This is a genomic window from Cardiobacteriaceae bacterium TAE3-ERU3 (assembly GCA_019218315.1).
Taxonomy (GTDB): domain Bacteria; phylum Pseudomonadota; class Gammaproteobacteria; order Cardiobacteriales; family Cardiobacteriaceae; genus JAHUUI01.
In genome coordinates this window covers 83,072-109,711 of the sequence record JAHUUI010000005.1, presented here as the reverse complement: position 1 = coordinate 109,711, position 26,640 = coordinate 83,072, and the positions used below count along the sequence as shown (strand labels likewise).

At 49.0% G+C, this 26,640-nt stretch carries 25 protein-coding genes; 7 read left to right on the top strand and 18 right to left on the bottom strand.

Annotated features, from left to right (window positions below; genetic code table 11):
* Nucleotides 1-116: 116 nt before the first annotated feature.
* The 4 genes from mdoH to KRX19_10070 form a co-directional block, all read right to left on the bottom strand.
* The gene (gene mdoH / locus KRX19_10085; protein ID MBV7435374.1) at nucleotides 117-2,210 is read right to left on the bottom strand and encodes a glucans biosynthesis glucosyltransferase MdoH; all 2,094 of its coding nucleotides are present in this window, start codon (nucleotides 2,208-2,210) and stop codon (nucleotides 117-119) included.
* On the bottom strand, nucleotides 2,210-3,757 hold the full coding sequence (locus KRX19_10080; protein MBV7435373.1) for a glucan biosynthesis protein G: 1,548 nt from the start codon (nucleotides 3,755-3,757) through the stop codon (nucleotides 2,210-2,212). Before KRX19_10080 ends, mdoH begins: the two co-directional genes overlap by 1 nt.
* 71 nt (nucleotides 3,758-3,828) lie before the next feature.
* Nucleotides 3,829-4,656 (bottom strand): pyridoxal kinase, encoded by an 828-nt coding sequence (pdxY, locus tag KRX19_10075; GenBank protein MBV7435372.1) that lies wholly within the window; start codon nucleotides 4,654-4,656, stop codon nucleotides 3,829-3,831.
* Nucleotides 4,653-5,294, bottom strand: coding sequence for a trimeric intracellular cation channel family protein (locus KRX19_10070; protein MBV7435371.1), 642 nt, complete (start codon nucleotides 5,292-5,294; stop codon nucleotides 4,653-4,655). The genes pdxY and KRX19_10070 overlap by 4 nt, the downstream gene beginning before the upstream one ends.
* Before the next feature lie 120 nt (nucleotides 5,295-5,414).
* On the opposite strand from KRX19_10070, the gene KRX19_10065 reads away from it, so the two are divergent.
* The gene (locus tag KRX19_10065; protein ID MBV7435370.1) at nucleotides 5,415-6,353 is read left to right on the top strand and encodes a bile acid:sodium symporter family protein; all 939 of its coding nucleotides are present in this window, start codon (nucleotides 5,415-5,417) and stop codon (nucleotides 6,351-6,353) included.
* Between the two features lie 178 nt (nucleotides 6,354-6,531).
* Here the strand turns inward: KRX19_10065 and fos are convergent, their stop codons facing one another.
* From fos to KRX19_10045, 4 genes are all read right to left on the bottom strand, one after another.
* Nucleotides 6,532-6,933: a fosfomycin resistance glutathione transferase gene (gene fos, locus KRX19_10060; GenBank protein MBV7435369.1), complete on the bottom strand. Its 402-nt coding sequence runs from the start codon at nucleotides 6,931-6,933 to the stop codon at nucleotides 6,532-6,534.
* 246 nt (nucleotides 6,934-7,179) lie between these two features.
* Nucleotides 7,180-7,677 (bottom strand): cytochrome b/b6 domain-containing protein, encoded by a 498-nt coding sequence (locus KRX19_10055; GenBank protein MBV7435368.1) that lies wholly within the window; start codon nucleotides 7,675-7,677, stop codon nucleotides 7,180-7,182.
* A gap of 78 nt (nucleotides 7,678-7,755) precedes the next feature.
* Nucleotides 7,756-8,223 carry a hypothetical protein gene (locus tag KRX19_10050; protein ID MBV7435367.1) on the bottom strand — a complete coding sequence of 156 codons (468 nt, stop codon included), beginning with the start codon at nucleotides 8,221-8,223 and terminating at the stop codon, nucleotides 7,756-7,758.
* Nucleotides 8,201-8,668 (bottom strand): MarR family transcriptional regulator, encoded by a 468-nt coding sequence (locus tag KRX19_10045; protein ID MBV7435366.1) that lies wholly within the window; start codon nucleotides 8,666-8,668, stop codon nucleotides 8,201-8,203. Before KRX19_10045 ends, KRX19_10050 begins: the two co-directional genes overlap by 23 nt.
* Before the next feature lie 142 nt (nucleotides 8,669-8,810).
* On the opposite strand from KRX19_10045, the gene purU reads away from it, so the two are divergent.
* Entirely contained in the window at nucleotides 8,811-9,680 is an 870-nt protein-coding gene (purU, locus tag KRX19_10040) for a formyltetrahydrofolate deformylase (protein ID MBV7435365.1), read from the top strand.
* A 68-nt stretch (nucleotides 9,681-9,748) separates the two neighbouring features.
* Here the strand turns inward: purU and KRX19_10035 are convergent, their stop codons facing one another.
* Nucleotides 9,749-11,308 carry a glycerol-3-phosphate dehydrogenase/oxidase gene (locus KRX19_10035; protein MBV7435364.1) on the bottom strand — a complete coding sequence of 520 codons (1,560 nt, stop codon included), beginning with the start codon at nucleotides 11,306-11,308 and terminating at the stop codon, nucleotides 9,749-9,751.
* A gap of 285 nt (nucleotides 11,309-11,593) precedes the next feature.
* Here KRX19_10035 and glpT point away from each other — a divergent pair, with 285 nt between their 5' ends.
* A complete protein-coding gene (gene glpT / locus KRX19_10030) occupies nucleotides 11,594-12,991 on the top strand; it encodes a glycerol-3-phosphate transporter (protein ID MBV7435363.1) in 1,398 nt (465 codons plus the stop codon).
* Nucleotides 12,992-13,046: 55 nt separating this feature from the next.
* Here the strand turns inward: glpT and KRX19_10025 are convergent, their stop codons facing one another.
* From KRX19_10025 to KRX19_10015, 3 genes are read right to left on the bottom strand one after another with little or no spacing between them, the layout of a single operon-like run.
* Nucleotides 13,047-13,871: a C40 family peptidase gene (locus tag KRX19_10025; protein MBV7435362.1), complete on the bottom strand. Its 825-nt coding sequence runs from the start codon at nucleotides 13,869-13,871 to the stop codon at nucleotides 13,047-13,049.
* A 28-nt stretch (nucleotides 13,872-13,899) separates the two neighbouring features.
* Nucleotides 13,900-15,237, bottom strand: a complete 1,338-nt coding sequence (gene xseA, locus KRX19_10020; protein MBV7435361.1) for an exodeoxyribonuclease VII large subunit — start codon at nucleotides 15,235-15,237, stop codon at nucleotides 13,900-13,902.
* 8 nt (nucleotides 15,238-15,245) lie between these two features.
* On the bottom strand, nucleotides 15,246-15,485 hold the full coding sequence (locus KRX19_10015) for a succinate dehydrogenase assembly factor 2 (GenBank protein ID MBV7435360.1): 240 nt from the start codon (nucleotides 15,483-15,485) through the stop codon (nucleotides 15,246-15,248).
* An 805-nt stretch (nucleotides 15,486-16,290) separates the two neighbouring features.
* On the opposite strand from KRX19_10015, the gene KRX19_10010 reads away from it, so the two are divergent.
* Nucleotides 16,291-18,132, top strand: coding sequence for a transferrin-binding protein-like solute binding protein (locus tag KRX19_10010; GenBank protein ID MBV7435359.1), 1,842 nt, complete (start codon nucleotides 16,291-16,293; stop codon nucleotides 18,130-18,132).
* Between the two features lie 443 nt (nucleotides 18,133-18,575).
* On the top strand, nucleotides 18,576-20,042 hold the full coding sequence (locus KRX19_10005) for a DUF560 domain-containing protein (protein MBV7435358.1): 1,467 nt from the start codon (nucleotides 18,576-18,578) through the stop codon (nucleotides 20,040-20,042).
* A gap of 365 nt (nucleotides 20,043-20,407) precedes the next feature.
* Here KRX19_10005 and KRX19_10000 read toward each other — a convergent pair whose 3' ends face one another.
* Entirely contained in the window at nucleotides 20,408-20,890 is a 483-nt protein-coding gene (locus KRX19_10000; GenBank protein ID MBV7435357.1) for a peptidylprolyl isomerase, read from the bottom strand.
* Between the two features lie 360 nt (nucleotides 20,891-21,250).
* Here KRX19_10000 and KRX19_09995 point away from each other — a divergent pair, with 360 nt between their 5' ends.
* Complete coding sequence (locus KRX19_09995; GenBank protein MBV7435356.1) at nucleotides 21,251-21,580, top strand: antibiotic biosynthesis monooxygenase; 330 nt, start codon at nucleotides 21,251-21,253, stop codon at nucleotides 21,578-21,580.
* 59 nt (nucleotides 21,581-21,639) lie between these two features.
* Here KRX19_09995 and KRX19_09990 read toward each other — a convergent pair whose 3' ends face one another.
* The 5 genes from KRX19_09990 to KRX19_09970 form a co-directional block, all read right to left on the bottom strand.
* Nucleotides 21,640-22,419: a succinate dehydrogenase iron-sulfur subunit gene (locus KRX19_09990; protein ID MBV7435355.1), complete on the bottom strand. Its 780-nt coding sequence runs from the start codon at nucleotides 22,417-22,419 to the stop codon at nucleotides 21,640-21,642.
* 14 nt (nucleotides 22,420-22,433) lie between these two features.
* Nucleotides 22,434-24,224: a succinate dehydrogenase flavoprotein subunit gene (sdhA, locus tag KRX19_09985; protein ID MBV7435354.1), complete on the bottom strand. Its 1,791-nt coding sequence runs from the start codon at nucleotides 24,222-24,224 to the stop codon at nucleotides 22,434-22,436.
* 12 nt (nucleotides 24,225-24,236) lie between these two features.
* Nucleotides 24,237-24,620 (bottom strand): succinate dehydrogenase, hydrophobic membrane anchor protein, encoded by a 384-nt coding sequence (gene sdhD, locus KRX19_09980; protein ID MBV7435353.1) that lies wholly within the window; start codon nucleotides 24,618-24,620, stop codon nucleotides 24,237-24,239.
* A 9-nt stretch (nucleotides 24,621-24,629) separates the two neighbouring features.
* Nucleotides 24,630-25,010 carry a succinate dehydrogenase, cytochrome b556 subunit gene (gene sdhC / locus KRX19_09975; protein MBV7435352.1) on the bottom strand — a complete coding sequence of 127 codons (381 nt, stop codon included), beginning with the start codon at nucleotides 25,008-25,010 and terminating at the stop codon, nucleotides 24,630-24,632.
* A 217-nt stretch (nucleotides 25,011-25,227) separates the two neighbouring features.
* On the bottom strand, nucleotides 25,228-25,419 hold the full coding sequence (locus KRX19_09970; GenBank protein MBV7435351.1) for a DUF1674 domain-containing protein: 192 nt from the start codon (nucleotides 25,417-25,419) through the stop codon (nucleotides 25,228-25,230).
* 393 nt (nucleotides 25,420-25,812) lie between these two features.
* Between KRX19_09970 and KRX19_09965 the strand changes: the two genes are divergently transcribed.
* Nucleotides 25,813-26,637: a hypothetical protein gene (locus KRX19_09965; GenBank protein MBV7435350.1), complete on the top strand. Its 825-nt coding sequence runs from the start codon at nucleotides 25,813-25,815 to the stop codon at nucleotides 26,635-26,637.
* Nucleotides 26,638-26,640: the final 3 nt, after the last annotated feature.

Here is a 26,640-nt window from a genome sequence, read left to right as displayed (position 1 = left end):
GATATATTTTAGGTTAGCTTACAAAAATATGCGTAAACCGACAAATTTATATGTCAGTAGAGATTTTGCAAAAGCGCCGTGCGGCGCTAAAGCATTAGTGATATTGCCGTATCCGCTCAGGCGAGGCCGAGCGGGTTGGCTTTTGTGTGCAGGTAGCGTAGTGAATCCGGGTGACCGGCCACATACATAATTTCATCGCGGTTGAGGTAGTCAAGCGCTTGCTCAATATCTCGTGCAGCGTCGATTTTTGCATGTGCTGTGATGGCGAGTAAGCGTTCGTCACGGCCTTCGCCATATGGTGTGGGCAGGCTGTCAATATGAGCATTGATTGCGCTGCTGTCATTGATGAGTTGGGCAAAGGTCAAAGAGGCTGCTTTGGCAAATAGTGGCCGGTATTGGTCAGCTTCATTGATGACTGCTGGTGGGTTGGTTTCTTCCGGGATTAGCAAAATTCGGCCGCGCGCCAATGCTTTGCCTAAGCGAGTATTACCGCTGTGGCGGGTCAGTAATGGCGAGAGGCATAGCCCGGCAAGTACCGGTGATAACCAAATGATTTGATCTGGAGCAAGAAATATCAGCAGAATGAGTGGAACCCAGCCAGCAAATAAGTGCAGCCAGCTGCGGCGGAAGGCTTCGCGCCAAGGCATAACGGTTGCATTACGGCTTTGCGTTGCCCAGCCGGAATCGCGACCAAAGATGATGTCGAAGACGTGATGGGTTTGCATCAGCATCATTAACGGCGCATAGAGTGCCGAGATAAATAACTCACTGATGAAGCTGGTAATGAGTGCAAGGTAGCCACCAAAGCTACGCGCGACACGCGGTAGAAGCAGTCCGCGTAGCAGGCCGAGGAATTTGGGTAATAGTAGTAAGCCGAGGGCTGCGAAAAACAATAGGCGCATACGCTCAGCGTCAAAAGTAGGCCAGTCCGGGAAGAGCTGGTAACGCGAGGTGAAGTATTCCGTCGGGATGAGCAGGGTTTGTGCGGTAAGCAGGCCACCGACAAGAAGCATCGCGAGCCAGATTGGGCTCATCAGATAGCTAAAAATCCCGATCAGGAAATGGACGCGATTTGGCCAGCGTAAGCCTTTGGCTGCGATGACGCCTAGGTGCTGTAGGTTGCCTTGCGCCCAGCGGCGCTCACGACCCGCGAGGTCACCAAGCGTAGGTGGAATGCCTTCGTAGCTGCCGTGCAAGTCGCCGTCCATGCGTACGCCCCAGCCAGCACGGCGCAGCAGTGCTGCTTCGACGAAATCGTGGCTCATGATATGCCCACCTATTGGGCGACGGCCGCGGAGCTTGGGCAGGCCGCAGCTTTCGGCAAAGGCACGGGTACGGATGATGGCGTTGTGCCCCCAGTAGTTGCCGTCTTGCCCCTGCCACGCATCGACCCCGCGCGCAACGATTGGCCCATATAATGCGCCGGCAAACTGAATGGTGCGGGCAAGTAAGGAGTCACCACCGACCAAGCGTGGCATAGTTTGCAGCAGCCCGAGCCGAGGTGAGGCATCAATGCGTTCGGCCATGCGGGTGAGGGTGGCTGCATCCATGATGCTGTCAGCATCTAGCATGACCATGTATTCGTAGCGTGCACCCCAGCGTTTGACGAAGTCCTCGACGTTGCCCACTTTACGCGCGGTGTTCTTGGGGCGGCGGCGATACCACACCGGTAATGGCGATTCGCGCCGTAAGATAGCAAATGCCGCGGCTTCGGCGGCCCATGCGTCGATATTTTGTGTGTCAGAGATGATGAATAGCTCGAAGCGTTGGCCGGTGTTCGTCTCTGCAAGTTGTTTGCTCATGGCAAGCAGTGCGGAGCCGGTCATCGCCGGATCTTCACCATAAACGGGCATGACCAGTGCTATTTTGCTGTCCGCAGGATGTTCCGGGCTGTTTTTAGGCTTGCGTGCCGGCAATAACCCGGCAAGTGCGGCCGTGGTTGAGAAGGCAATCCAGTAGAAGGTCAGGGCGAATAACCCGAGCAAGGCATACTGCAAGCTATTGGCTTCGCTGCCAAAGGCTTCATAGAGTTGCCAGCTACCCAGCGTGCCGAGTGCAATAGCGCCGCCAAAGGCAATGATGCGCGCAAAAAAAGTGCGCCATGACCAAGCGAGCCTGGGGGCACGCTTGGCTTTGCGCAGCGACTGAATGGGCATCTCTAGTGGCGCTTCCGGTGGAAGTGCGGCGTCGTATTGCAGTTTATTTGTCATTATTTGGCGATCCAGCGATAGAGCCAGTTTTCTGCGATTTGCTTGTCACTCTCGTGGATGACGAGTTGTAGCTCGGCGAGCTTGGCATCTCCGGGGCGGAAGTCAAAGCTGGCACGAAGCAGGCCGCTATCTGGTAGCGAGGTCAGGTATGAGGAGATGATTTCTCCTTGGCTCGCGTTGACGTCCAGGCGGATTTTGTCAGGATCGAGAAATTGCTGGCGGGTAATAGGTGCAAAGTCGATGGTAAAGGTAATGTTGTCAGGATCATTGACTGAACGGCCTGAACGGGTCGAGACGATCCGCGCACGGCGTGAAAATGATGGGCCTGCTGCTGACCAAATCAGGTCATAGGCGAAGTCTTTTTGCACGCCAGCTTCGAGTTTGGCGTCTGGCTTCCAGAAGCTGACGATGTTGTCGTTAAACTCATCATTGACCGGTATTTCAATTAGTGACACGTTGCCTTTTCCCCACTCGCCACGTGGTACAACCCATGCTGATGGGCGGTCTTCGTAGCGTGCTTCGCCGTCTTCGTAGTCGGAAAAATTGCGGCTGCGCTGAATGAGGCCAAAGCCCTTGGGGTTGTTGTCCTGAAAGGCGGAAAACTGCAGGCGTGGCGGGTTTGAGAGAGGGCGCCACAAGCGCACATCCCGACCGGTGAGCATGGCGATGCCTTCGCTATCGTGAACGGCTTCGCGGTAGTCGTTGATTTGTGCACGCTGTGCCGGGCTGAAATAGTACATCGAGGTCAGTGGTGCAATGCCGTAGTCTTCAATAACACGTCGTGGGAATAAGCTGCAATTGACCACGAAGACGGTTTCAGCACCGGGTGTGATATCAAAGCTATACGCACCGGTCAGTGAATCACTTTCAAGCAGGGCTTCAACGCGAATAGTACGTGAGCCAGCTGGGGGCTGGTGAATCCAAAAGCGGGTGAAGCGCGGGAATTCCTCACCTTTAGGGTTCCCTGTTTTTATTGCCAGGCCACGCGCGGAAAGACCGTATAAGGTATCGCGTGCGATGGCGCGGAAATAGCTCGCGCCTTGGAAGACGGCAATTTCATCACTGATGTCAGGTGTATTGATTGGGTAGCGGATACGAAAGCCCGACCAGCCCATTTTGCGACGTTCCTCTTCAGGGACATCAAGGCTGCGGTCAGCAAAAAGATTGGACTGGAAGTCGAATGCAGTTGGATCGAAAGTGACCGGCTCAGCAATCCCGTCGCGTACTAGATAAATATCAACTGGCTGTTCGTAGAGTAAGCCGGGCGGCAGCAAGTCAATACTGAAGCCGCTGTTGTCAGCCAATGGGTTGCGCTCTTTGCGGAAGCGGATGCCGCGATACTGATCGTAGTTGAGGTTGGCAAATGGGCCGCCAAGAGGCATTTTTATTGGGTTGTCGACACGAGTTGCCTGATGGCGTGCAATCTCGCGCACAGCGTCAAAGTTATGCGTGGCTACGGCCGCAGGGGCTGCTTCATCAGCGGCAAACAGTTTGGGTGCAGCCAGTAGCCCAGCTGCACCGGTAATGACGAATTGACGACGTTTCATTGCGCTCTCGTTAAAATTTGGCAAGCGCTCAATTATAGCATGGCTCTTTGAAACGTCTGATTATCAGTTTATTAAGGCAGTAAAAGCTCGCCGTAGTTGCCTTTGGCAGTTTCACGCATGGCGTTGACGACGTACTCAGCAGCGTGTTTGGCAGCATCGAGCAGTGGCTTGCCTTGAATGAGGCCAGTGGCGAGGGTGGCGTTGAAAGTGTCGCCTGAGCCTTTGACGTTGCAGTCGATGCGCTCATGATGGAAGTGCTCGGCGCTGTCGGCTGTGACGATCAAGATACTGATGCTGTTTTCTGGCGTATCGTCAAGGTTTGCGCTGGTGACGACGATGGCGCGCAGGTTATCGTGCAGCAGGCTGCGTGCACCTTTGATGAGTGCATCGGTACCTTCGAGTTTGTCTCCGCCGGTAAGGTATTCAACTTCAAAGTGGTTCGGGGTGAGGATGTTGGCGGCATGGATGAGTTTGTCGCGGTAAGCAGCAGCGAGGTTAGGGTCAACGTAGAGGCCGCTGTCGCTATCGCCCATCACTGGATCAATGCAGGCGATCAGATCTGGATGTTTGCCGCGCTGTTCGACGATCCAATCGTGCAGGATGTGTGCTTGTGACGGTGCGCCGAGGTAGCCACTGATGATTGCTTTGAGTTCAGGGATGGCGTCACGCGCATCGACATCGCGCAAATAACCGCTGAACCACTCATCGCTGATAATGCCGCCGGCGTTGCTGGCGTAGAACGGGGTATTACTGAGTAAGACGGTTGGTACAGCGATGGCGCGTTGACCGAGGTCGCGCAAGGTAGGCATGGCAGCACAGTTGCCGACCGTACCGTAGATGACTTGCGATTGCACGGAAACGATGTCGTAGGTGAGTGGGTTGAGTTCGCTGTAGTTCATGGTTTTTCTCTCTTTGGTTGTTTGGTTAAATCGGGTAGATGCCAATCACGATAGAACGAGATCATGCGGATGGCAATGATAATGAGCATACTGGCGAGGTCGCGCAGCCAGCTTGGCAGGCCGAGATGATTCATGGCTAGCCAACACAGTCCGCCTGCTATGGCTGCAGATATGTAAATCTCCCGGCGCAAAACGAGTGGAATTTCACGGCAGATGATGTCGCGCATGATGCCGCCCATGACGGCGGTAATGACGCCCATTAGGACGATAATTGCAGCATTCATGCCCTGTTCGGCTGCGGCATTAAAGCCAATGATGGAAAATGCAGCGAGGCCGATAGCGTCGAACCAGCGCAAGGGGTGGTCAAGGCGCTCGAACTGATGATAGAAAATTTGCGTGATAATCGCGGTAGCGGTAATCAGGATGAGGTAGTTGAGGTCCGTGAGCCAAAAAATGGGGTGGCGGTTGATGAGTAGGTCACGCATTGTACCGCCGCCGATTGCGCCTGCTACAGCAACCATGATTGCCCCCGAGACATCCAGCCGCACACGTTTTGCGAGTACGCTAGCCGCGACACTGCAGGCAAAGATGCCGATCATGTCGAGCAGGTAAATCAGGGTTTGCGGCGTGTTGGGCATAGATGGTTGGTGGTGCAAAAATGCGGATTATACGCATCAGGCGGTGGGCACGGAAGTGTTGCATTAAGCTATGCAGAGGCATAGTATTAATTGTTTCTCATTAATCAGTAAGGTGGCATTATGCAAGGTTTGGCGCGGTTTTCCGCTTGGGTTGGGCGTACATTTGCGCTGTGGGCAATATTGTTCGCAGTCGTGGGGTTCTTTTTCCCGCAGTGGTTTGTCGGGTTAAAAGGCTGGATTGTTCCTGCGCTGGGCTTGATTATGTTCGGTATGGGTTTGACGCTGGATGTGAAAGACTTTGCCGAAATTGCCAAACGTCCAGTGCAGGTCATCGTTGGTATTGCGGCGCAGTTTTTGATTATGCCACTGCTTGCGCTGCTGTTAACCAAAGTGTTTGCGCTTGATCCGATGGTTGCCGTAGGGGTTATTCTGGTCGGCTGCTGCCCCGGGGGTACGTCGAGCAATGTAATTACGTTCCTGTCGCGTGGGGACGTCGCACTGAGCGTCACCATCACCTCGTTTTCAACCGTGCTTGCGCCAATTGTCACTCCGCTGTTGTTGGAGCTGTATGCCGGTACGCTGATTGATGTGCCTCTGGCGGCGATGATGTGGTCGATTGCCAAGATCGTCTTGTTGCCTATTTCTGCTGGTTTGATTGTGCACCGTTTGCTGGGCGACAAGGTTAAGCCTGCTATTGAGGTTCTGCCGCTGGTGTCGGTTGGTGGTATTGTGCTGATTATTGCAATTGTGGTCGCATTGTCACAGGCCAAGATTGCTGAAAGTGGTGCGTTGATTTTCGGTGTGGTCGTTCTGCACAACCTGCTTGGTTACGCCTGTGGCTTTGCACTCGGCAAGGTCTGCGGCTTTGGCCTCGCGCAGCAGCGTGCGATTATGGTTGAAGTCGGGATGCAGAACAGTGGTTTGGGCGCAGCACTGGCATCGGCGCATTTCTCACCATTGGCGGCATTGCCGAGTGCGTTATTCAGCGTATGGCACAACATCAGTGGTGCATTACTCGCCAATATCTGCGTATGGGCAGATACGAAAAAGCGCAGCTGATTGATTTTTACTTGCAGCACAGCGGACGATGGTTGTCGACTATCGTCCGCTGTGCTGTTTTTAATGGAAAGAAACCGGCTTCAGTATGGTTTGAGTGAGCCATAAAGAAGAGGACTATTAAAAATAAAGTAGCGTCTGATTTTTAGCTACCAGCCTGTTTGCAGAGATTGTTATTAGATTAACTTAACCACTGAAGCCCGGCGTAAGGGTGATCATGCAGTGCTGATAACCGAGACTGTAAATTGTCGACATGAGCCTCCAACTTGTGCTGATCAGGATCAAGAAAGTATATCGAGTCTCCCTCGCTTTTATTTTGCTTCCATATTGGCACTTGATATTGTTTTAACTTCTCCGCGAAAGTCTCAAAGTTACTCTTTTCTATGGTGAACGCGATGTGCGTGTAGTCTGACCGTGGTGATACAGCATCTACTGAAAGACAAAGCCATAAACTGCCCAAATGCAGGTAAGCGCCGTTGTCCCAACGCACACTCGGCTTGAATCCTAAAATCTCTGTATAAAATGTTAAAGAGACCTCCAGATTTTGCACTGCAAGCGTGATGTGGTTTAGTGACGTAAGCATTGAATTTAATTCCTAATCATTCGGTGAAGTTGTGACCGTTTTGCTATGGCTACTATAGTGACAAGGTATATTTGATCATAAAAAGACGCACGCAAAATGGGTGAGTGTTCAGTTTTTGTGCGTGCTGCTTGGAGGCTGTTGTCATTAAATGACGAACAAAGATTTTTGTATAGATGGGTTATGCTGAAATTTGCATATATTATGATGCATAAAATGCCCCCAATTGCTGGGGGCATTTTTTAACTATCAGAGGGCTCCAGTGTCGTTAATTCTTCGGCCAAGCATACGGCGCATGGTGCCGTCTTTATCGATCAGGTGATGCTTGTATGCACCCACGATATGGATGATTATGGCCAGAGCCATAATGGGTAGCAGTGCTTTGTGGATGCCTTGGCCAATGGTTGCAGCAACGCCGCTGGCATTTGCCATGACGATGCCGGAAATCGGGAACAGCACCATACCGATCAGCAATACCAGCAAGATGATTCTGGACAGTATAGTTTCCCATTTGTGATAGTTACCGACGTGTTGCAGGAAAAATCCTTGGCGCATACGCCAAAACAGGCGCAGCAAAATCAGGGCAAAAAGAGCAACGCCGACGGCCTTGTGTATCGGGTAGAGGTCAAATAATTCGTTTTGACTCATATAAATACCAAATGCCATCATGAATATGATGCCAATACCGGTAATCCAGTGCAGGATGATGGTGGTAGTAGAGAGTTTGGTGCGGGTGTCTGCGGACATAATCAAGCCTTATGATGAATGTTATATTATTGTTTTGTGTAAATAACAGGGCTGCTCTGTGGCAGCCCTTGTGTGTATTTATGCCATTGCTGGTTTGCGTTTTTTCGGACGGCGGTGCAGGGTGATGCCGTCACGCATGCTGAGTATCATCATGGTCAGGTTGGTTGCACCGGCAATAATTTCGATAATTTGCACGACGTAGAACGTAGTGGTGAATTGCCCGGCACTGGCAAGATGGTTCAGGTAAATGGCGCAGGGCAGCAATACGAGCAGACCATTCAAGGCAATGATCGGCATGCGCTTACGCTTGCGCACGATGTTTGGGTGTGGGCTTTTTGCACCCATTTTCATGCCGGTCGCGCCAGTGATGGCCATGGTTGGTATGAAAATAAACATGGCGCAGCAAATCAGCATTTTGACGGTGGCAATACTGTCATGGCTCATGAACAATTCTGCGGTGATGGTTGAAAGCCAAAAGGTAGCGATACCAAGGGTGGCAAGTACGGCGGCGCCGACGTGGATGTTACGAATGGTTTGTCTTTTCATGGTGGTTTTCCTCATTGATGATGTTGGTTAATTGGTTTAGTGTATTTTGAGTTTGGTCAAGCTGCTCGGTAGTCAGGGTTTTGGCCCATTCTGCGGCGTGGTTGTCCCAAAGGTTACTGATGCGCTGGAACAAGGCTTCGCCTTTGTCGGTCAGTACATACAGCGGCGAGCGCTTGTGCATGCGATTGGCACGCTTTTCAACGCAACCGTCGTCAAGCAACAGGTTGAGCTGTTTTTGCACACCTTGGCGGGTCACGCCCATGCGCTCGGCAATTTGTGGGGCTGTCATCGGGTCATCAGCCAGGCTGAGTGCGCCAAGTACCTGCCAGCGAGCCGAGGTCAGCCCGGCGCTACTGGCAAAGTGGTCGCCCCAAGCGAGCAATAGCCCGTTGAGTCTGAATAAAGATAACACGATGTCGCCTATTTGTTTGGAAGGTTGTGCCATGATTGGCTTGTCCTGTTGTGTAATTTGACAACCAGTTTACATCATGGAAACTGGTTGTCAATTAATTTGTGAAAAATTTTTATCTGCGTGGGCTGCTGGCGTATGATGTGCGCGGTTTCATTCATATATAAAGAAGAACAAGATGCAAGAAAATGCGATTTATATCCTGACTTTGTCATGCCCTGATCGACCGGGAATCGTTCATGCAGTGTCTGGTTTCCTCGCTGATCGTGGGATCAATATTCTCACTTCAGCACAATACGGTGATGAGGAAACCAATCACTTTTTCATGCGTGTGAAAATGGATGCATCGGCCGCTACATCCTCTTTCGATGAGCTGGAAAAAGAATGGTCCGCAGTGGCGAGCCAATGGGAAATGCAATCTGAATGGCACCGCGTGACCGACAAAACGAGAGTGATGCTGATGGTATCAAAGGCGGGGCATTGCCTGAATGATTTGCTGTTCCGCTGGCAGTCTGGCTCACTGCCAATCGAGATTGTTGCGGTTGGCAGTAACCACGATACATTTCGTGAAGTGTGTGAAGGACATGGTTTGCCGTATTACCACTGGCCTTTGGCCAATCGCGATGATGATAATCGCGCTGCGCAGGAAGCAAAACTCAAGCAAGCTGTAGTTGATCATAATGTTGATCTGGTGGTGCTGGCGCGCTATATGCAGATTTTGTCCGAAGATCTATGCGAGTTTTTAACTGGCCGTGCAATTAATATTCACCATTCATTTTTGCCCAGCTTCAAGGGTGCTCGTCCGTATCATCAGGCACATGCCAAAGGTGTGAAGCTGATTGGTGCGACAGCGCATTATGTAACCACTGATCTCGATGAAGGTCCGATTATCGAGCAGGATGTCGCGCGCGTTACCCACAACATGAGTGCAGCAAAGCTGACTGAAATTGGCCATGATATTGAGCGTTTGGTGCTTGCCCGTGCGCTGCAATATCACTGTGAACACCGTGTCTTGCTCAATGGCAAGAAGACGGTGGTGTTTTCCTGAACTTATTGCAGGCATAGCAAAACGGCGTCTTTCATGGACGCCGTTTTGTTTTATGGTTAAGAAATAAATTACTGTAAACGGTATTGTTGGCAAAGTTCGCGGAACGTCGCGGCTTGCTCGCTGGCCCATGTATCGTCTTTGCCCAATTCTTGCGCCATATAGCGTGCGACGTTTTCGGCTGCTTCATCTGCGGCTTGTGCGTCAAGGAACAGCAGGCGAATACGGCGCGCGAGGACGTCTTCCAATGTTTGCGCCATTTCTTCGCGTACTGCCCACAAGACTTCAGCGTAGAGATACGGATATTGCGGATGGATTTGCTCACCAGCTTTGCTGTCTTGCTGTGCCAGCGCTTCGATTGCCGCACGGTCAGAGCCGTAATAGCCGAGATGATTGCCCATGTCCGCACTGTGGTGGCCGTGGATGGGGAGTTCGGTCGTTCCACAGGGTTTGTGTGGCAGGATGTTGGCTTTGATTGCTGCGTCGAGTGTGTCTTCCGCCATTTGACGGTAGGTCGTCCATTTGCCGCCAATGATATTGACCAAATTCGATGGGTTAATACTGACTTTATGGCTGCGTGAGACTTCTTTGGTACTCTTACTGCCTTCTTTTGGTGCTGCGAGTGGGCGCAGACCAACAAAGACACTGCGTACGTCAGCACGGGTTGGTGCTTTGGTGAAATAGTCGGTAGCGGTTTGCAGGATAAAATCGATTTCCTGCTCAAGTGGGCGCGGTTCGTATTCAGCGTGTTCAACGAGGGTATCGGTTGTACCGACGACGAGTTTACCGTGCCACGGCACGGCAAAGAGTACGCGGCCGTCAGAGGTCTTAGGTACCATCAGTGCAGCATCGTTGGGTAGGAATTCGCGGTCAAGCACGAGGTGGATACCTTGGCTGGGGACGATGCCTTCTTTGTGGTTTGGATCGTCCATATCATTTATTTCGTTGGCAAAGACGCCGGTCGCATTGATGATGCAGCGTGCTTTGACGGTAAATGTATCGCCGTTCAGGGTGTCTTGCACCGTAACGCCGCAGACTTTGCCGCTATCATCTTTTTCCAACCCGGTAACTGCACAGTAGTTTGCCAGCGTTGCGCCTTGTTCAACGGCGGTTTGCGCGAGGTTGATGGCGAGTCGGGCATCGTCAAATTGGCCATCGTAATAGCATACACCGTTGCGCAGCTTGTCTGCTTTGACGCCTTTGAGCTGTGCTTTGGCTTTGTCTTGTGCGAGGTAGCGCGTGCGGCCAATACCGAGTTTGCCGGATAGGCGGTCGTAGAGCCACAGGCCAAAGGTGTAGTAGGGCGCAGTCCACCATTTCTCACCGGGGATGATAAATGCTTCTGTTTTGAACAGGTGCGGGGCATTTTTTGCGAGGCGACCACGTTCACGCAGTGCTTCGCGAACCAGCGCGACATCACCCTGAGCGAGATAACGTACGCCACCATGAACCAGCTTGGTGCTACGGCTGGATGTGCCTTTGGCAAAGTCAGCACGCTCAAATAGCACGGTCTTGAATCCGCGGTTGGCTGCGTCGACGGCAATGCCCAATCCAGTTGCGCCACCCCCAATAATCAAAACATCTTGTTCTTCTATTTGTTTAATTCGTGCTATTTGCTCGTTTCTTTGCATGGCTAATTCCGCTCTTCTTTTTGGTTGGGCGCATGATAATCAAAAGTGGATAATCAGTAAATATAATAAGTTATCCATTTTAGATTGTTTTTTTTCTATACATGTCGATGCTTTATCTGATTGAGCAGTAGCTACTGATTTTTCTGAGGGAAATTCGCTACCATAGTAATGTTTCGGTAATATTACACAAGTATTATTTATTTGTTACAATCCGCGCGCAAATTTTGCACGCGGGAGCCGATGTTGAATTGGCTCCCTGTTTTATAAAAGTGATGGAGAGCATATATGATCGGATTTTTGAAGCCGGCAGCGCATAAGCCACGTTTGCCCGAAGAACAGATTGATCCTACCTATCGGCGCTTGCGTTGGCAGGTGTTCATTGGCATTTTCTTTGGCTATGCTGCGTATTATTTTGTACGCAAGAATTTTTCTCTGGCTATGCCGGGTATGATTGATGCGGGCTTATACACCAAAGCGGAATTGGGTTATGCACTGTCTTCAATTTCAATTGCCTACGGAATTTCAAAATTTCTGATGGGTGCTGTATCCGACCGCTCGAATCCGAAGGTATTTTTGCCTTTGGGCTTGGTGCTTTCCGGTATCGTGATGATCCTGATGGGGCTGTTCCCTTGGGCGACGAGTAGCGTAACCATCATGTTTATTCTGCTGTTCATCAATGGCTGGGTACAGGGCATGGGTTGGCCGCCTTGTGGCCGCACTATGGTGCATTGGTGGTCGAAAAAAGAACGCGGTACGATTGTTTCCGTGTGGAATACTGCGCACAACTTCGGTGGCGCTGTTCCGGCATTATTGCTGATTTTGGCATCGACTATTTACGCGAGCCAACACAATATCGTTCGCGATGCGGTTGAGCAAAAAGACGTCTGGCAGCAAGCGCTGTACTATCCGGGTATTGCTGCAGTTGTCGCTGCAATCATCATTTACTTTGTGATGAAAGACACGCCGCAATCATGTGGCTTGCCACCGATTGAAGAGTATAAAGACGATTACCCTGAGGGCTATGACAAGGTTAAATCCGAGCAGGAACTGACGGCGAAAGAAATCTTTGTTCAGTATGTCTTTAAGAACAAACTGCTGTGGTACATCGCAGTAGCAAACGTATTTGTTTACCTAATCCGCTACGGCATCCTCGATTGGGCACCGACCTATTTGAGCGAAGTTCGCCACTTCAATATCGATAAATCTTCCACTGCTTACGCACTTTATGAAATTGCGGCTATTCCGGGCACGCTGCTGTGTGGCTGGATGTCGGATAAAGTGTTCAAGAGTAACCGTGGCCTGACGGGCTTGGTATTCATGATTGCAGTTACTATTGCCGTCTATGCTTATTGGCAATCAACATCGCAAAATATGGCGATGACGATGATGGTTGTGGTTGGCTTCCTGATTTACGGCCCTGTGATGCTGATCGGCTTGCACGCGCTTGAGCTGGCGCCGAAGAAAGCCGCTGGCACCGCCGCTGGGTTCACCGGCTTGTTTGGCTACCTTGGTGGATCAGTTGCGGCCAGTGCCGTGATTGGCTGGACGGTTGAGCACTACAGCTGGGATAGTGGTTTCTACGTCATGATTGGCGGCAGTATCCTTGCTTGCGTCCTTTTGTTGCTGACTATGATTCAGGAAGGCAGACACAAGCGCAACATGGGTGAGGCGCACTACGGTTAATTTTGTGAGCAAACCCTGATAAAAAGGCCGCGATCATCGCGGCCTTTTTTATTGTTTATGACCAGCGGTGGATGCTGATTTGGTAGCGCTCTTTGAGAGATTGTTGGTAGCGTTCGAGTGCCGGCTGTAGAGGTTCTTTGACGACCAGCATGTGGTGGCCACTGGCGTGGATGACGGTATTTGGATCAATGGCGAGCATGACGTGACCGGGAATAAAAATAAGGTCTTCAGCTTGCACTTCATCAAGGCCGATAGTTTGGTGGTGGTTGCGTAAGTATTGTGCTTGTAAGTCGGCATCGCGCGGGATATTGCGCCCTGCGCGGCGGTAGCAGAGCTGCGCCAGTGCCGAGCAGTCAAGCCCGGCGACACTACGCCCACCCCAGACGTAACTTTTGCCCAATAGTTCGCGTGCGGTAGTGACTGGATTGATGATCTCATCACCGCGCATGGTGTGATTTTTATGTAGCCAACCGAGGTTGGGAATATGCAGGTAATCGCCTTGTTCGTCATCAGGCGTAAATGTAGCATCAGGTGGCAACATGCATACCGGTTCGCCTTTGAGTGTCGCGCTGGTGGTTATTGGGGCTGCGTAGCGTGTAGCGTGGCTTTGCGTGGTTGGCAGCTGCGTAGATTGCCGCACTTGAGAGGCCAGTAGCCAACCACAATAGTCATCACGCAGGCTTTGTGCATATAACCAGCCGTTTTGCTCAGCGAAGATGCGCAGTGGTTCGCCAAAAGTGTATTGGGTTTGGCGAGCGCTGCTGGTGTCTGGGTGAGCGAATACCCACGCTTCGGGAGCTGTGACGAGTGCATAGGTAATCGGATCATAGCCGCTATTGGGCGTTAAGCGCGGATCGTCAATTTGAAAGAGGTTCATCATGTCATCATTTCCTCTTGGCTAGAAGAAGCTATTTCTTGCTGCGGCGAACCACATCGCAGTGCAGTTTACCTTCACCAAGATGGACGTGGATGCGTGCACCGGGCGGGACGTCCTGGCTGCTGCGGATAACCTGCTGTTGATCATCAAATGCCATCGCATAGCCACGCCCGAGAATATTCAGTGGGCTGAGATTGTGCAGGCTTTGCATCAGGTACACAAGGCGTTCACGGCTGTGTTGCTGCTTGGCTGTCATGGCTCGACCTAGGCGTTGTTCGAGGTTTTGCACGGCTTGGCGTTCGCGCTGAACGCGGCGTTGTACAGGAGCAATGCTCAGGCGTTGGCTGAGGGAGGAAAGTGTATTGCGTTGCAAACTGATGCGGCGCTGCATGGCGTGACTGAGCCGTTGCGCGAGTTCGTCACAGCGCTGACTGTGGGTTTGTAGCTGGCGAACGGGGTTTTGCAGCTGTAAGCGGTGTTCGAGGTTGCCCAGATGCTGGCGAGTGTGCATGAGATGGCGCGCTACACGCTGCTCGATTTGTTCAAGGTGTTGCGCAAGGTGGCGGATAGTATCACTGAGCGCTGGTACAGCTTGTTCGGCGGCTGCGGTTGGGGTAGGGGCGCGTAGGTCAGCGGCGAGGTCTGCAAGGGTCACGTCCACTTCATGGCCGATACCACTGATGATTGGAATACGGCTGGCGACAATTTCGCGCACCAATTGCGGGTCGTTGAATGCCCATAAGTCTTCTAGGCTGCCACCACCGCGAATGAGCAACAGTAAATCACATTCTGCGCGGCGATTGGCGGCTTTGATTTGCGCGATGAGCTGTGCTGGCGCACCTTCACCTTGCACCATACTTGGATAAATAATCACCGGCATCAGCGGATGACGGCGCTTGAGCGTGGTCAGGGCGTCGTGAACCGCTACACCACTTGCTGAAGTAATCAGGCCAATGGTGCGCGGGTGCTCGGGAATGGCTTGCTTGTGCGCCATGTCGAACAGTCCTTCAGCAGCAAGCTCAGCTTGCCGTGCCTTAAATGCTTGCTCAAGTGCACCAAGCCCGGCGGGTTCGATTTGATCGACAATGAGCTGGTAGTTGCCGCGTGGCTCATAGAGGCTGACCCGGCCGTGCGCACGCACGGCGATACCATTTTCTATATCGCGCATTGGGATTTTGAGCCCGTAGCGACTGCCTTTGAATAGCGCGCAACTGATTTGTGCGTTGTTGTCCTTGAGGCTGAAATAGAGGTGACCGGAGGCTGGGCGTGCGAGGTTGGATATTTCACCCTCGACCCACACATCGCCAAACGTGGTTTCGAGTTCGGCGCGGACTTGCCGATTCAGTTCGCTGACGCTAAAAGTGTTCATGAATCAGTTTACTTGCTGGTATTTTTGACCTTGAGTTCGTCAATCAACGCCTGCACTTCAGCATCTTCATCTTGGGTGCGCTCAAACAGTAAATCGAGGATTAGCGGGTCCTGATATTCAAGCAGCTTGGCAAAGGCCGCCTGTCGCTCAGGGCTAGCGTTGGGGTAGTCGTTGATCAGATAACCTTCAACGAGCATATCGAGCTCTTTCATGCCTCGGCGGCACAGCCATTTGAGTCTTGCAGTCATGATGATGTCCTATACATTGGAAAATGCATTATAAACGTACTTACCCTGACCGGGAGCATGTATCGTCTACATATTGGAAGAGCAGTGATATTGCAGTCTTTTATCCATTGAATAATCAGATTAATTAAATAGGTGTGTTATGACACCTTATGAGCGAATGTGGTCTTTGTACAGTTAGGGTGACTTATTAGGTTAATGTCATTTGATAGTCCCTATATATAGTAGTTCTCGTGTGGGTGGTGCTAGGTTCTCTGCTTGTGTATTTAAGGTCTATGTCAAAGCATTATTTATTGCCTTTAGAAGGGTGGTATAGCTAATTGCTATGAAGAAGTTCGGCGCTGTAAACATATTATGTAGGGCTTGATTATGGTATTTGTAAAATCTATGTGCCTTGCTATTACGATTTGCCGTTCGTCATCCAGATGCTTAGCTGGAAGAATGTGAAAGATAATTTAGCTATAGAAACCAATCTCATTCCCAAAATGACAATAATATTAGAATTATAAGTAAAGAGTTAAGAGAAATAATAACTAATAAAAGATGGATGATGAGCTTAGTGCCCTAAGTGTAGCAATTTTGATACAAAAAAATTGTTGCAAAAAAACGACAGTATTGGCGTATTTAGGTGATATAATAAGTCCGCAGGTCAAATAAACCTGTACATCAAAATGTAATTAACTATAGATTTTTGTAAAAAAACCACAAAAAACCTGTTTAAGACTTGCACAGACTGGACAACTAAGCTAGACTTACTGACAGTCATTCAAGATGGCTATGAATTCATCAATTGAATAGGAACATATATATGAAACTTTCGAACTTATCTATCGCTATTTTTGCTGCAATCTCTCTTGCGGCATGTGGCGGCAGCAGCAACAATGACCAGACTACTCCTGAAAAGCAAGCACCTAAGCCTGAAACTCCTGTTGTTATTCCTGAAACTGAAACTCCAGGTGAAGTTTCTCAGGAAATCGTTGATCCATCACAGACTGGCGTAGTAGGCAAGCTGAACTTCAAAAAAGAGCCTAGCCAAGGTACATTGCAATACATTCGTGATGAAAAGTCACTGTTTGACCGTCTTGCTAACAAGGATGAAAGCACTTCAGCAACTTCAATTCTTGGTGTAGATGCAGATAGCCAAAACCCTAAGTTCACAAACATCGTTCGTGCACGTTTGCTTAAAGACGGCAAAATCAAGGTAATTCAATACTTGGGTCAACCTCGTGAAGATGCAGATAATATCAATGGTGACCAGTCTCTGCAGACGCAGAATAATCTCAACGTTAACCTGCTTGATCAAACTAAAGCTACTGGTTCTAGTGCGGCAGACATTCCAGTTACAGAAACTGATTTGACCACTCTTATCGGTAACTTAGATGATCAAATTACAGAACTGAAAGCTGTGACAAATAAGAGCATTGAGCAAAAAGAAATCTTGAAAGAAGCAGAAGCTTACAAGAAAGTCTTGAAAGATCTTGAGAAGAAGATTAAAGATGATCCAAACTACGGTTTAGGACTTGTTTCTTTACGCTTTGATAATAATTGGCTAGGCCAACAGAACGTCTTTGGTGACTTGGTGCCAACTTCTGAAGAAGCGATGGAGAAAGTAAAAAGTGGCGCTGCCGAAGGCCCTGAAGCCATTGGTCTGGTTGGTGTTAACTATCCAGGTCTGAAAGATTCAAAAGAATCATACGATGCTACCAATAATCCTGTCGAGAAGAAGACATTCCAAGGTCTTGAAGAGAATTCTCGTTCATCTACTCGCATCTTTGGTCGTTATTACAACACTGATGCGCAAAGTACGCCTGACTATTACAACAGCTACAAAGGTGCTACAACTTTCGTTGCTGGAACGAATGTAGGTAAAGTTAGCACTAGTGGTCAAAATGCTACTGAAAAACTACAAGCAAGTACCTTGAAGGCTGTAGCAAACTTGGCTGCAGTACCACAAACTTTGGAATTGGTACAGTATGGCCGTGTCACTGGTAACTTGGATCCAATTGCGGATTACGAAGAAACTAGCGAAGTACAGTATGTTCGTGCTCCATTCCTGAGAAAAGGTGATGAAAAAGCCGTTGATACTTACTTCTACCGTGGTGCTGATGCAACTACTGTTGAAGAAATGGAAAAACTGGCTAAAGACCTTGGCGACCGTAAGGTTGTTTATAATGGCCACGCTCTGATGTACGGTATCGACAACAGCTACCACGGTGGCAAAGGCAAGCAAGACGTTCCTACAGCAATCGGTGTAGGTGCTGGTTCTCACGCTCTGGGTAACTTCGTAACTGCAACTGTTGACCTGGCTAATGCCAACGTTAAAGGTAATATTTATAACGTTTGGAAGAAGAATGATTCTTTGACAAGTGTTACAGATACTTTGGTTGAATTTGAAGGTAACATTCACGGTAACACCGTATTGGGTGAAGCTACTCGTATTTACGACAAATCAGACAAAGCTGACCTTCGTGCTTCATTCTTCGGCGAAAAAGCTGCTGAGTTAGGTGGATCTATCAACTCTACCACATGGCAAGAGAAGTTTGGCGCTAAAGGCGATGTCTGGGGCGGTGTCTTCGGTGCTAAGCGCGATGCAGATCCAGTCAAAGGCTTAGACAACCTTGACGTTGGTGATGTTTCTAACCTTGACTAAGTCAAAACTTTTGGCTTAATTCTAGCCTTTAGTAATAAAGCGGTCACTTATGTGGCCGCTTTATTTTTATATGCAGTTTAAAACTTCGTTTGCTTTTTGGGCAGCATTCTCTATATAAATAGATTGAATTTCTGCTACGATAGCTGAAGTTCTTCGGTGAAAACAAATTAAAGCTGCTTGATATTTTTTCTACTTTTTATTCTGCTGCTTTCAGGGAATGATGAATCTACAGTTTGTTCTGTGGTCAGCTTCCATCAATCTGTTTGCTAAAATGGATATAAAGTTCTGTAACCTATGCAAGATAGTTTAAATGCGACAATGCGCGGTGGTAAGCTGCTCTATTAGAAAAGTGGTGTATTTATATTCAAGCACGTATTTTGTGTCCAGGAATGTTCTTATTGATTTAAAATCTCAATTTTAAGAGTGAAAAAAGGTATTATTTAATGTTTAAAGCGATTTATTTTCTGGCTCCTATCTCTGTTTTTTGTGCGTTACCTATATACGCACAGCAACTTGGTGATGATGCCGCGCTAGAAAGGGATCAAAAGCTTGTGGTTCCTGATCAGGATTTGATTCAAAGAGATTCCAGAAATATTCAGAGTAAGGCTATTGCTATCCCCGATTTACAGAATGGTGATGCTCTCTCAGCTACCTCGGTTTCTTCTTTGGAAGAAGAACTTGCAGAGATGATCTTACGCTCAGATGCAGCTGGATTAAAAGAAAAGCTGAAGCTGTATTATGAAGTTGAAAACCGTGATGATTCATTAATTGATTGGGGCGAAGCGATTATTGCCCTATCGGAAGGGAGGACCAATGATGCTGTTTCTCTTTACCGCAAGATTACCTCTGCTTTGCCGGATCAGGCTGGCGTTCGCCTGCAATTGGCGATAGCTTTGTTTTACGACAGGCAGTTTCAAGCAGCAAAAAGTGAACTCGAAAAGCTGCGTAGCAATCAGGATCTTAACGAATCCTACTATAAAATAATTGATCAATTTCTAGAAGCGATCTCAAAGCAAAATGAATGGAGCTTCAGTTTTGGTGCTTCTTATATTTACGATAAGAATATCAATGATTCTCCTAAAAAAGGCACCAAGATCGTTTACCCGAATGGTGCGGTGGTAAGCTCCCTGCAAGAGCCTGAGAGTGGTAAAGGGCTTGAGTTTAATTTCGGTGCAGATAAGCGCTATCAATTTGATAATGGATTGTTTGCCAAAATAGATTTGGGCGTATATGGGTCACTCTATTTTGACAACAAGTCCTATAATGATTTATCCACCCGTATTGGAATAGGTGGTGGTTATTCCAATGCGATAACAGAAGTGTCAGTTACGCCATTCTTTGCCTATCGTTGGTATGTTGATTCAGATGAAGATAATCATGGTTTCGACTTCAATAATAAAAGCATAGGGGTGAGAACAGAGCTGTCGCAATGGTTATCACCAAACTTGCGTTATCAGGGTGCTCTTGAAGCTTCCAAGCTTATTTATCGTGACGCTAGAAAAGCTTCAAGTGGTAACGATTATTTGCTTTCTAATACGATCCTTTACGCACGCAATCCACGTCAATACTTCTTTGCAGGCCTTGATGGAAGCAAGCGTAAGAATGACATTCCAAGTCAGTCTTATCGACGCATAGGAGGCCGTCTTGGCTGGGGCCAAGAGTGGGGTAAGGGTATTTCTACGAGAGCCTCTGTTGGATTGGGTAGGAAATATTATGATGGAATGGATTTCTTTGCCATCAAGCAAAAGAGTACTGACTATAGTCTCAGCTTGAGTGTTTGGAACCGCGACTGGCATATTTGGGATGTGACACCACGCCTGACATGGCAATATAAGAAGGTTGATAGCAATCATCCATTCTATAGCAACGATGGGAATAATGTATTCCTCGAATTTACGAAAACATTTTAATTCTAAAAGATTTATCTGGTAGAAGGATCATAATTGAGGCTGGTCTTTGTAACATATGTTGCAAAGACCAGCCTTTTTGGCATTACCTACTGATAACTAATGCTGATGGCCCACTTTATATAATTGGCATGGAGTGATTGTGTATGATCTCTAGGCTATGCTTGTCTGTGTATAAAGCTAGTAATGATTGATATGTGTTGAGTGATACGCTATGCAGTATGCCTCCAACAAGTGTTAATACCGGCTGACGCATAGCCGAAAGATTTCAGGCAGTTGGCTACAATACTAAATATAGCGGATTGTGTTGCTGCTTTTGTATTGTAATACGGCTAACGTCCGCAGCATGAATCAGTAAGCTAGGGCTGCTAGTGATGTACGCCACCAGCACCGTGGACGTGGCCATGGCTGATTTCTTCGGCTGTGGCATTGCGTACTTCGGTGACGTTAATGTCGAAAGTCAGGCGTTTGCCAGCGAGAGGGTGGTTGGCATCGATGGTGACGGTGTCGTCGTTGACTTCGGTAACGGTGACCAGCATGGTTTGCTCACCTGAGTTCGCTTCAAACTGCATGCCCGGCTCGATTTTATCAACGCCTTTAAACTGCTCACGCGGTACGGTGTTGACGCCATCTGCATGGTGCTCGCCATAAGCATCTTGAGGCTCGATGGTGATGGTGAATTGATCACCAACTGCTTTGCCGTCGAGTGCCTTTTCAAGGCCGGGAATGATGGCGCCGTTGCCGTGGAGGTAAGTCAGCGGGTGCTGCTCGGATTGGTCGAGGATGTTGCCTTCGTCATCACGTAAAGTGTAGTGAAAGCTGACGACGCTGTGTTTATCAATAGTGCTCATGTTCAATCCTGATAATTAAAACGGGTAGTCTAATTCATTTACGAAAGAGATTGGCTTTTGCTGCATATAAAAAGTAGCGTTAGGGGAAGAAAGTAGAGCGGAAATGTTGTATTGCTGGTCATTTAAGTAGGGCAAAAGAGGAAAAATAATGTTTATTAATGACAACTGGTTACCAAATTAATCCACTTTTTGAGGCTAAAGCTTTAGTTTTATCGAAGCTACAAGCGTTATACTAATCGTTCATTTATCGAATAATATGTGGAGAAAATAGTGAAAAACACTTTAAAAACATTGATGCTGTCACTTGGGTTTGTTTGCTCTTTAGTGGCTGCGAATAGTTATGCACAGTCAGGAGAAAAGATGGACACTCAAGCAGAGCAAGTGAATGCGACAGAAGTTGTACTGATTAACCCTTTTGAAGTACCGGCCGACAAGCTGGATGAATCGATCGCATTTTGGGAAATTTGCCGTGATTTCTTGAAGACACAGCCCGGCTATATTTCAACCAAGCTGCATCAGTCTCTGAAAGATGATGCGACTTTTGAGCTGATTAATGTCGCTGTTTGGGCATCACCGCAAGACTTTATGACTGCGTCAGAAAATATGAAGCAGTATTTGAAAGAGCAGGGTGTTCGTCCGGTTGAAGGTTTAAAATTCACCCCAGCGTTATACAAGTTGATTCGCGAATAATTGTTTCAAGCAATAAAAAAGGCGGGCATTGCCCGCCTTTTTTGTGCCTGTGCACAATATTACACTTGACGCTCGACCAGCTTTTGCTTGATTTCAGCAATGGCTTTTGCCGGGTTCAGGCCTTTCGGGCAAGTATTGGTACAGTTCATGATGGTGTGGCAGCGGTAGAGCTTGAAGCTGTCTTCCAAGAAGTCCAGACGCTCGGCAGTCGCTTCATCGCGGCTGTCCTGAATCCAACGGTTGGCTTGCAGTAGGATGGCAGGGCCGAGATATTTGTCACCATTCCACCAGTAGCTTGGGCACGAAGTCGAGCAGCAGGCGCAGAGGATGCACTCGTAAAGTCCGTCAAGCTTGGCGCGCTCTTCTTCACTTTGCAGGCGTTCGCGCTCAGGTGCCGGGGTTTCGGTTTGCAACCACGGCTTGATTGAGGCGTGCTGGGCGTAGAAGTGGGTCAGGTCAGGCACGAGGTCTTTGACGATATGCATGTGCGGCAATGGGTAGATGTTGACGCCTTTTTTAACGTCATCAATGGCCTTGGTGCACGCAAGCGTGTTGGTGCCGTCAATGTTCATTGCGCACGAACCGCAGATGCCTTCACGGCAAGAGCGACGGAAGGTCAGGGTGCTGTCAATTTCATTTTTGATTTTAATCAGTGCATCAAGCACCATTGGCCCACAATCATCTAGATCGATTTCATAGGTGTCGGTACGTGGGTTTTCGCCATCACCCGGGTCCCAACGGTAGATTTTGAATGTCTTGACGTTGGTCGCACCGGCTGGGGCTGGGTAGTGTTTGCCTTTTTTTATTGTGGAATTGGCTGGGAGTTTAAATTCTGCCATGATGATGTTGCTCCTTAGTACACGCGTTTTTTCGGCTTGACGTATTCGACTTCATCGGTGCCGGTGAAATCGTGGACAGGGCGGTAGTCGATGGTTACTTTGCCATCTTCGTCGAGCCACGTGAGTGTGTGTTTCATCCAGTTCTTGTCATCGCGATCCGGATAGTCCTCGTGTGCGTGACCACCGCGGCTTTCCTTGCGGTTTTCAGCCGCAACGATAGAAACTTGCGCACAGGCGAGCAGGTTGGCAAGCTCGAAGGTTTCGACGAGATCAGTATTCCAGTTGAGGCTCTTGTCTTTGATGCGGACGTTCTCAAAGCTGTGATAAATTTTGTCGATTTTATCAACGCCTTCGATGAGGCTTTCACTGGTGCGGAATACTGCTGCGTGTGCCTGCATATCGCGTTGCATTCTGTCGCGAATTTCCGCAGTGCCGATGTCGCCATTTGCGTTATGAATTTGAGCAAAGCGGCCAAGGGCTTTTTCAAGTTCTGCAGCTGGAATTGGAGCTGGCTTGCTGTTTGGCTTGATAATATCGCGAGCACGGTGCGCAGCGGCGCGACCAAAGACGACGAGGTCAAGCAGTGAGTTAGAGCCAAGGCGGTTTGCGCCGTGTACGGATACACAACCAGCTTCACCAATTGCCATCAAACCAGGCACGACGTAATCCGGGTCGCCATCTTTGAGCTGTACGACTTCGCCGTGATAGTTAGTCGGGATGCCGCCCATGTTGTAGTGAACTGTAGGCAGAATTGGGCTTGGCTCTTTGGTGACGTCAACGCCGGCAAAAATGCGCGCTGTTTCAGCGATACCTGGCAGGCGCTTATTGATGACGTCTGCACCGAGGTGCTCAAGGTGTAAGTAGATGTGGTCTTTGTGCTTGCCAACGCCACGTCCTTCACGGATTTCGATTGCTTCTGCACGGGATACGACGTCGCGCGAGGCGAGGTCTTTGGCGTTTGGTGCGTAGCGTTCCATGAAACGCTCACCTTCACTGTTGGTCAGGTAGCCACCTTCACCACGGCAACCTTCTGTCATCAAGCAGCCTGAGCCGTAGATGCCGGTTGGGTGGAATTGGGTAAATTCAACGTCTTGCAGAGCGAGACCTGCGCGCAGCACCATGCCGTTGCCGTCACCGGTACAGGTATGTGCAGAAGTACAAGACTGCCATGCACGACCATAACCGCCGGTCGCGAGAACGACCATTTGTGCGTTGAAGACGTGTAGTTCACCTGATGAAAGGTCGAGCGCGAGGACGCCACGGCAATCGCCGTCTTCACCCATAAGCAGGTCAGTTGCGAAGTATTCAATGTAGAACTCAGCGTGGTTACGCAGTGCTTGCTGATACAGGGTGTGCAAAATGGCGTGACCGGTACGGTCAGCAGCAGCGCAGGTACGCTCAGCTTGGCCTTCGCCGAAGTGCGTGGTCATGCCACCAAATGGACGCTGGTAAATCTGGCCTTTGTCGTTACGTGAGAACGGTACGCCATAGTGCTCAAGCTCGATAATGGCTGGAATTGCCTCACGGCACATATAGGCGATGGCGTCTTGGTCGCCGAGCCAGTCTGAGCCTTTAACTGTGTCGTAGAAGTGCCATTGCCATTTGTCTTCACCCATATTGCCGAGTGCGGCTGCGATACCGCCCTGTGCTGCAACGGTGTGTGAACGAGTAGGGAATACTTTGGTGACGCAGGCTGTTTTCAGGCCTTCAAGTGCCATGCCGAAGGTGGCGCGCAATCCAGCGCCGCCAGCGCCGACCACGACGACGTCATAAGTGTGGTGATGAATTTTGTATGGTTGTGTCATGTTGCTGTCCTTTTATCGGGCGAGGCCGAGGCTCAGAATAGAGGTAATGGCAATGAGTGCGCCGATCAGGCAGACGCCGCGTACGGCAATAAGCGAAAGCCATTTGATTTGTTCGTGATGTACGTAGTCTTCGATGACGACTTGTACGCCGAGAGCAGCGTGGTAAAAGCCGGTAATCATGAATGCGAGTACTAAAGCACTGTTGATCGGGTTGGCAAACCACGCTTGTACGGCTTGATAGTCGTGTGCGCCGGTGATACGTACGATGCTGTAGAGGAAATAAAGTACCAGCGGGATGAGGATAACGGCACTGACGCGCTGGACGATAAAGTGGTGCGTTCCGTTATGGCCAGAACCAAGGCCTTTGGCTTTTTTGAGTTCGTTAAGTATGCTCATGTCTGCTCCTTACCACCAAATGCCAATCCACAGCGCGACTGTAATAATGACAGTTGCGATTTGGACGATGCGTGCTGTTTTGCGCGACTCTGCGATGGTTAGGCATTTGCCTGTATCCCATGTTAGGTGGCGAATACCATTACAGAGGTGATAAATCAGTGCGCCAGACCAAAAGAATAAAATGAGTACGACAAATGGGTTGGCGAATAAGCTATTGGCTGTGTGCCAGCTGTCGCTGCCTGTCGCGGTCATCGCTAACCACCATGTAATCAGCAGCAATCCCATTGCGCTTGTAACACCAGTGGCGCGGTGCAATATGGACATAATAGACGTAAATTGCGGGCGATAAACCTGCAAATGCGGCGATAAGGGTCGATTTTGTTGTTGCATTGTTTTGCCTCAAGAAGTCTTGTGTCACAAGGTGCCAAAAAGGCTGGCGCTTGTATCAGTTTTACACGTGAATTATAACAGGATTATATAGCAAACTAATAGCTTTATGTGATTATCGCTCTTATTGAGAACGCTAATCGAATAGCTTATTTTTGGCTTTTAGCTGGGATAGAATACTGTTGCTAATTAAGGGGTAATTACGGACTTCTGCTACTGTTTAAAAGTCTATGCAGCGCCCTTTGCGTTCCCAGTCACCATAGCGGGTGGGTTCAGGTCCTGAAGGGCCGCCACTTTCTTTTGTAGACTGATTGTTGTCTAGCTCGCTATCAACATGCTGCGCTTCGGCGCTGTTTGGCTTTGCGTTTTCAGCACTCTGTGGCGTGTATTTTTCTGGGGGTTGGTGCGTCATGATCTTTACCTTCGCTAAAATTCTGATTTAGTGTATTACTTCTAAGATCGGGTGAAAAGCAACGCTACTTATATTTGCTCTATATATGAAGGTTTTTAAGCACAAGGTAATCACTTTTTACATGGTTTATCCTATATCTATCTTGTTGATTAATATAATGTTGCCTTGTTATTTGTGATTGGCTTTGGGGTTGGTGCTGGAAATAATGCAAGAGTGGTATTGCTGAGCATGCGGCTGAAATATAAATAAATTACGCTATTGTGGATGATAGAGGTGCTTTATTGGTGATAGGTTGCGTTATGGCTTATCTCGCGTAGTCAAGTAAGATTCTAGATTAATTAACAATTTTATGCTTGAGCCATAAATACGGCTGGGTCGTAAAAAGGAGGGAGAATGGAATTACTTCGATGGTTGGTGGTCACTGGTGAGGATCGTGTGGAATTTCTGCAAGGTCAGCTCAGTAATGACGTTAATGCTTTGTGTGATGATAATTGGCAGTTGGCGGCCTACTGTTCTCCACAAGGTAAAGTGTTGGCAGTTGTTTGGCTGTGGCGTAATGCAGATGAAATCTGGTTAGGTATGGCTGAGGATATTGTTGAGTCCGTTCAGCGCCGGCTAAAGATGTTTGTATTGCGCAGCCGCGTTTCGATTGAACTGCGTGATGTGCCATGTATGGCGGTGGCGACGCTCGGTGTTGGTGGTGCTCAAGATACGCGCAAGCGTAGCGTCATAGGTAGTGATTCTGTTCTGCTTTCAGGGACGGCTGGAGTAGATGTTTTTATTGGTTCTGCACTCGATGCTCATGAAGCAATAGATGCACTACAGTGGCGTGCAAGCTATATCAGATCTGGTATAGCTCAGGTTCATGTACAGACGGCTGATACATTTTTGCCTCAGGCGTTGGGATTGGATCATGCTGGTGCATTGAGCTTTACTAAGGGGTGTTATGTCGGGCAGGAGAATGTGGCACGCTTACACTATAAATCACAAACTCGACGCCATCTTGCTGTTGCAGAAACCAAGAGAAAGATTAATGTTTTACCCGGGGATCAACTGCGCAATGCCAGCCAGCTTGGCGGAGTGGTGCTTGATTTTGGTGCAGATGAAGCGGGTGGTGTGGTGCAGGCTGTATTGCCGGAACGATTAATTGGCACACCGTTGCAGTTGGACGGCTGCGATGAAGTGCTGTATTTTAAGCGCTCTTATGAATCTAAGTGAGTA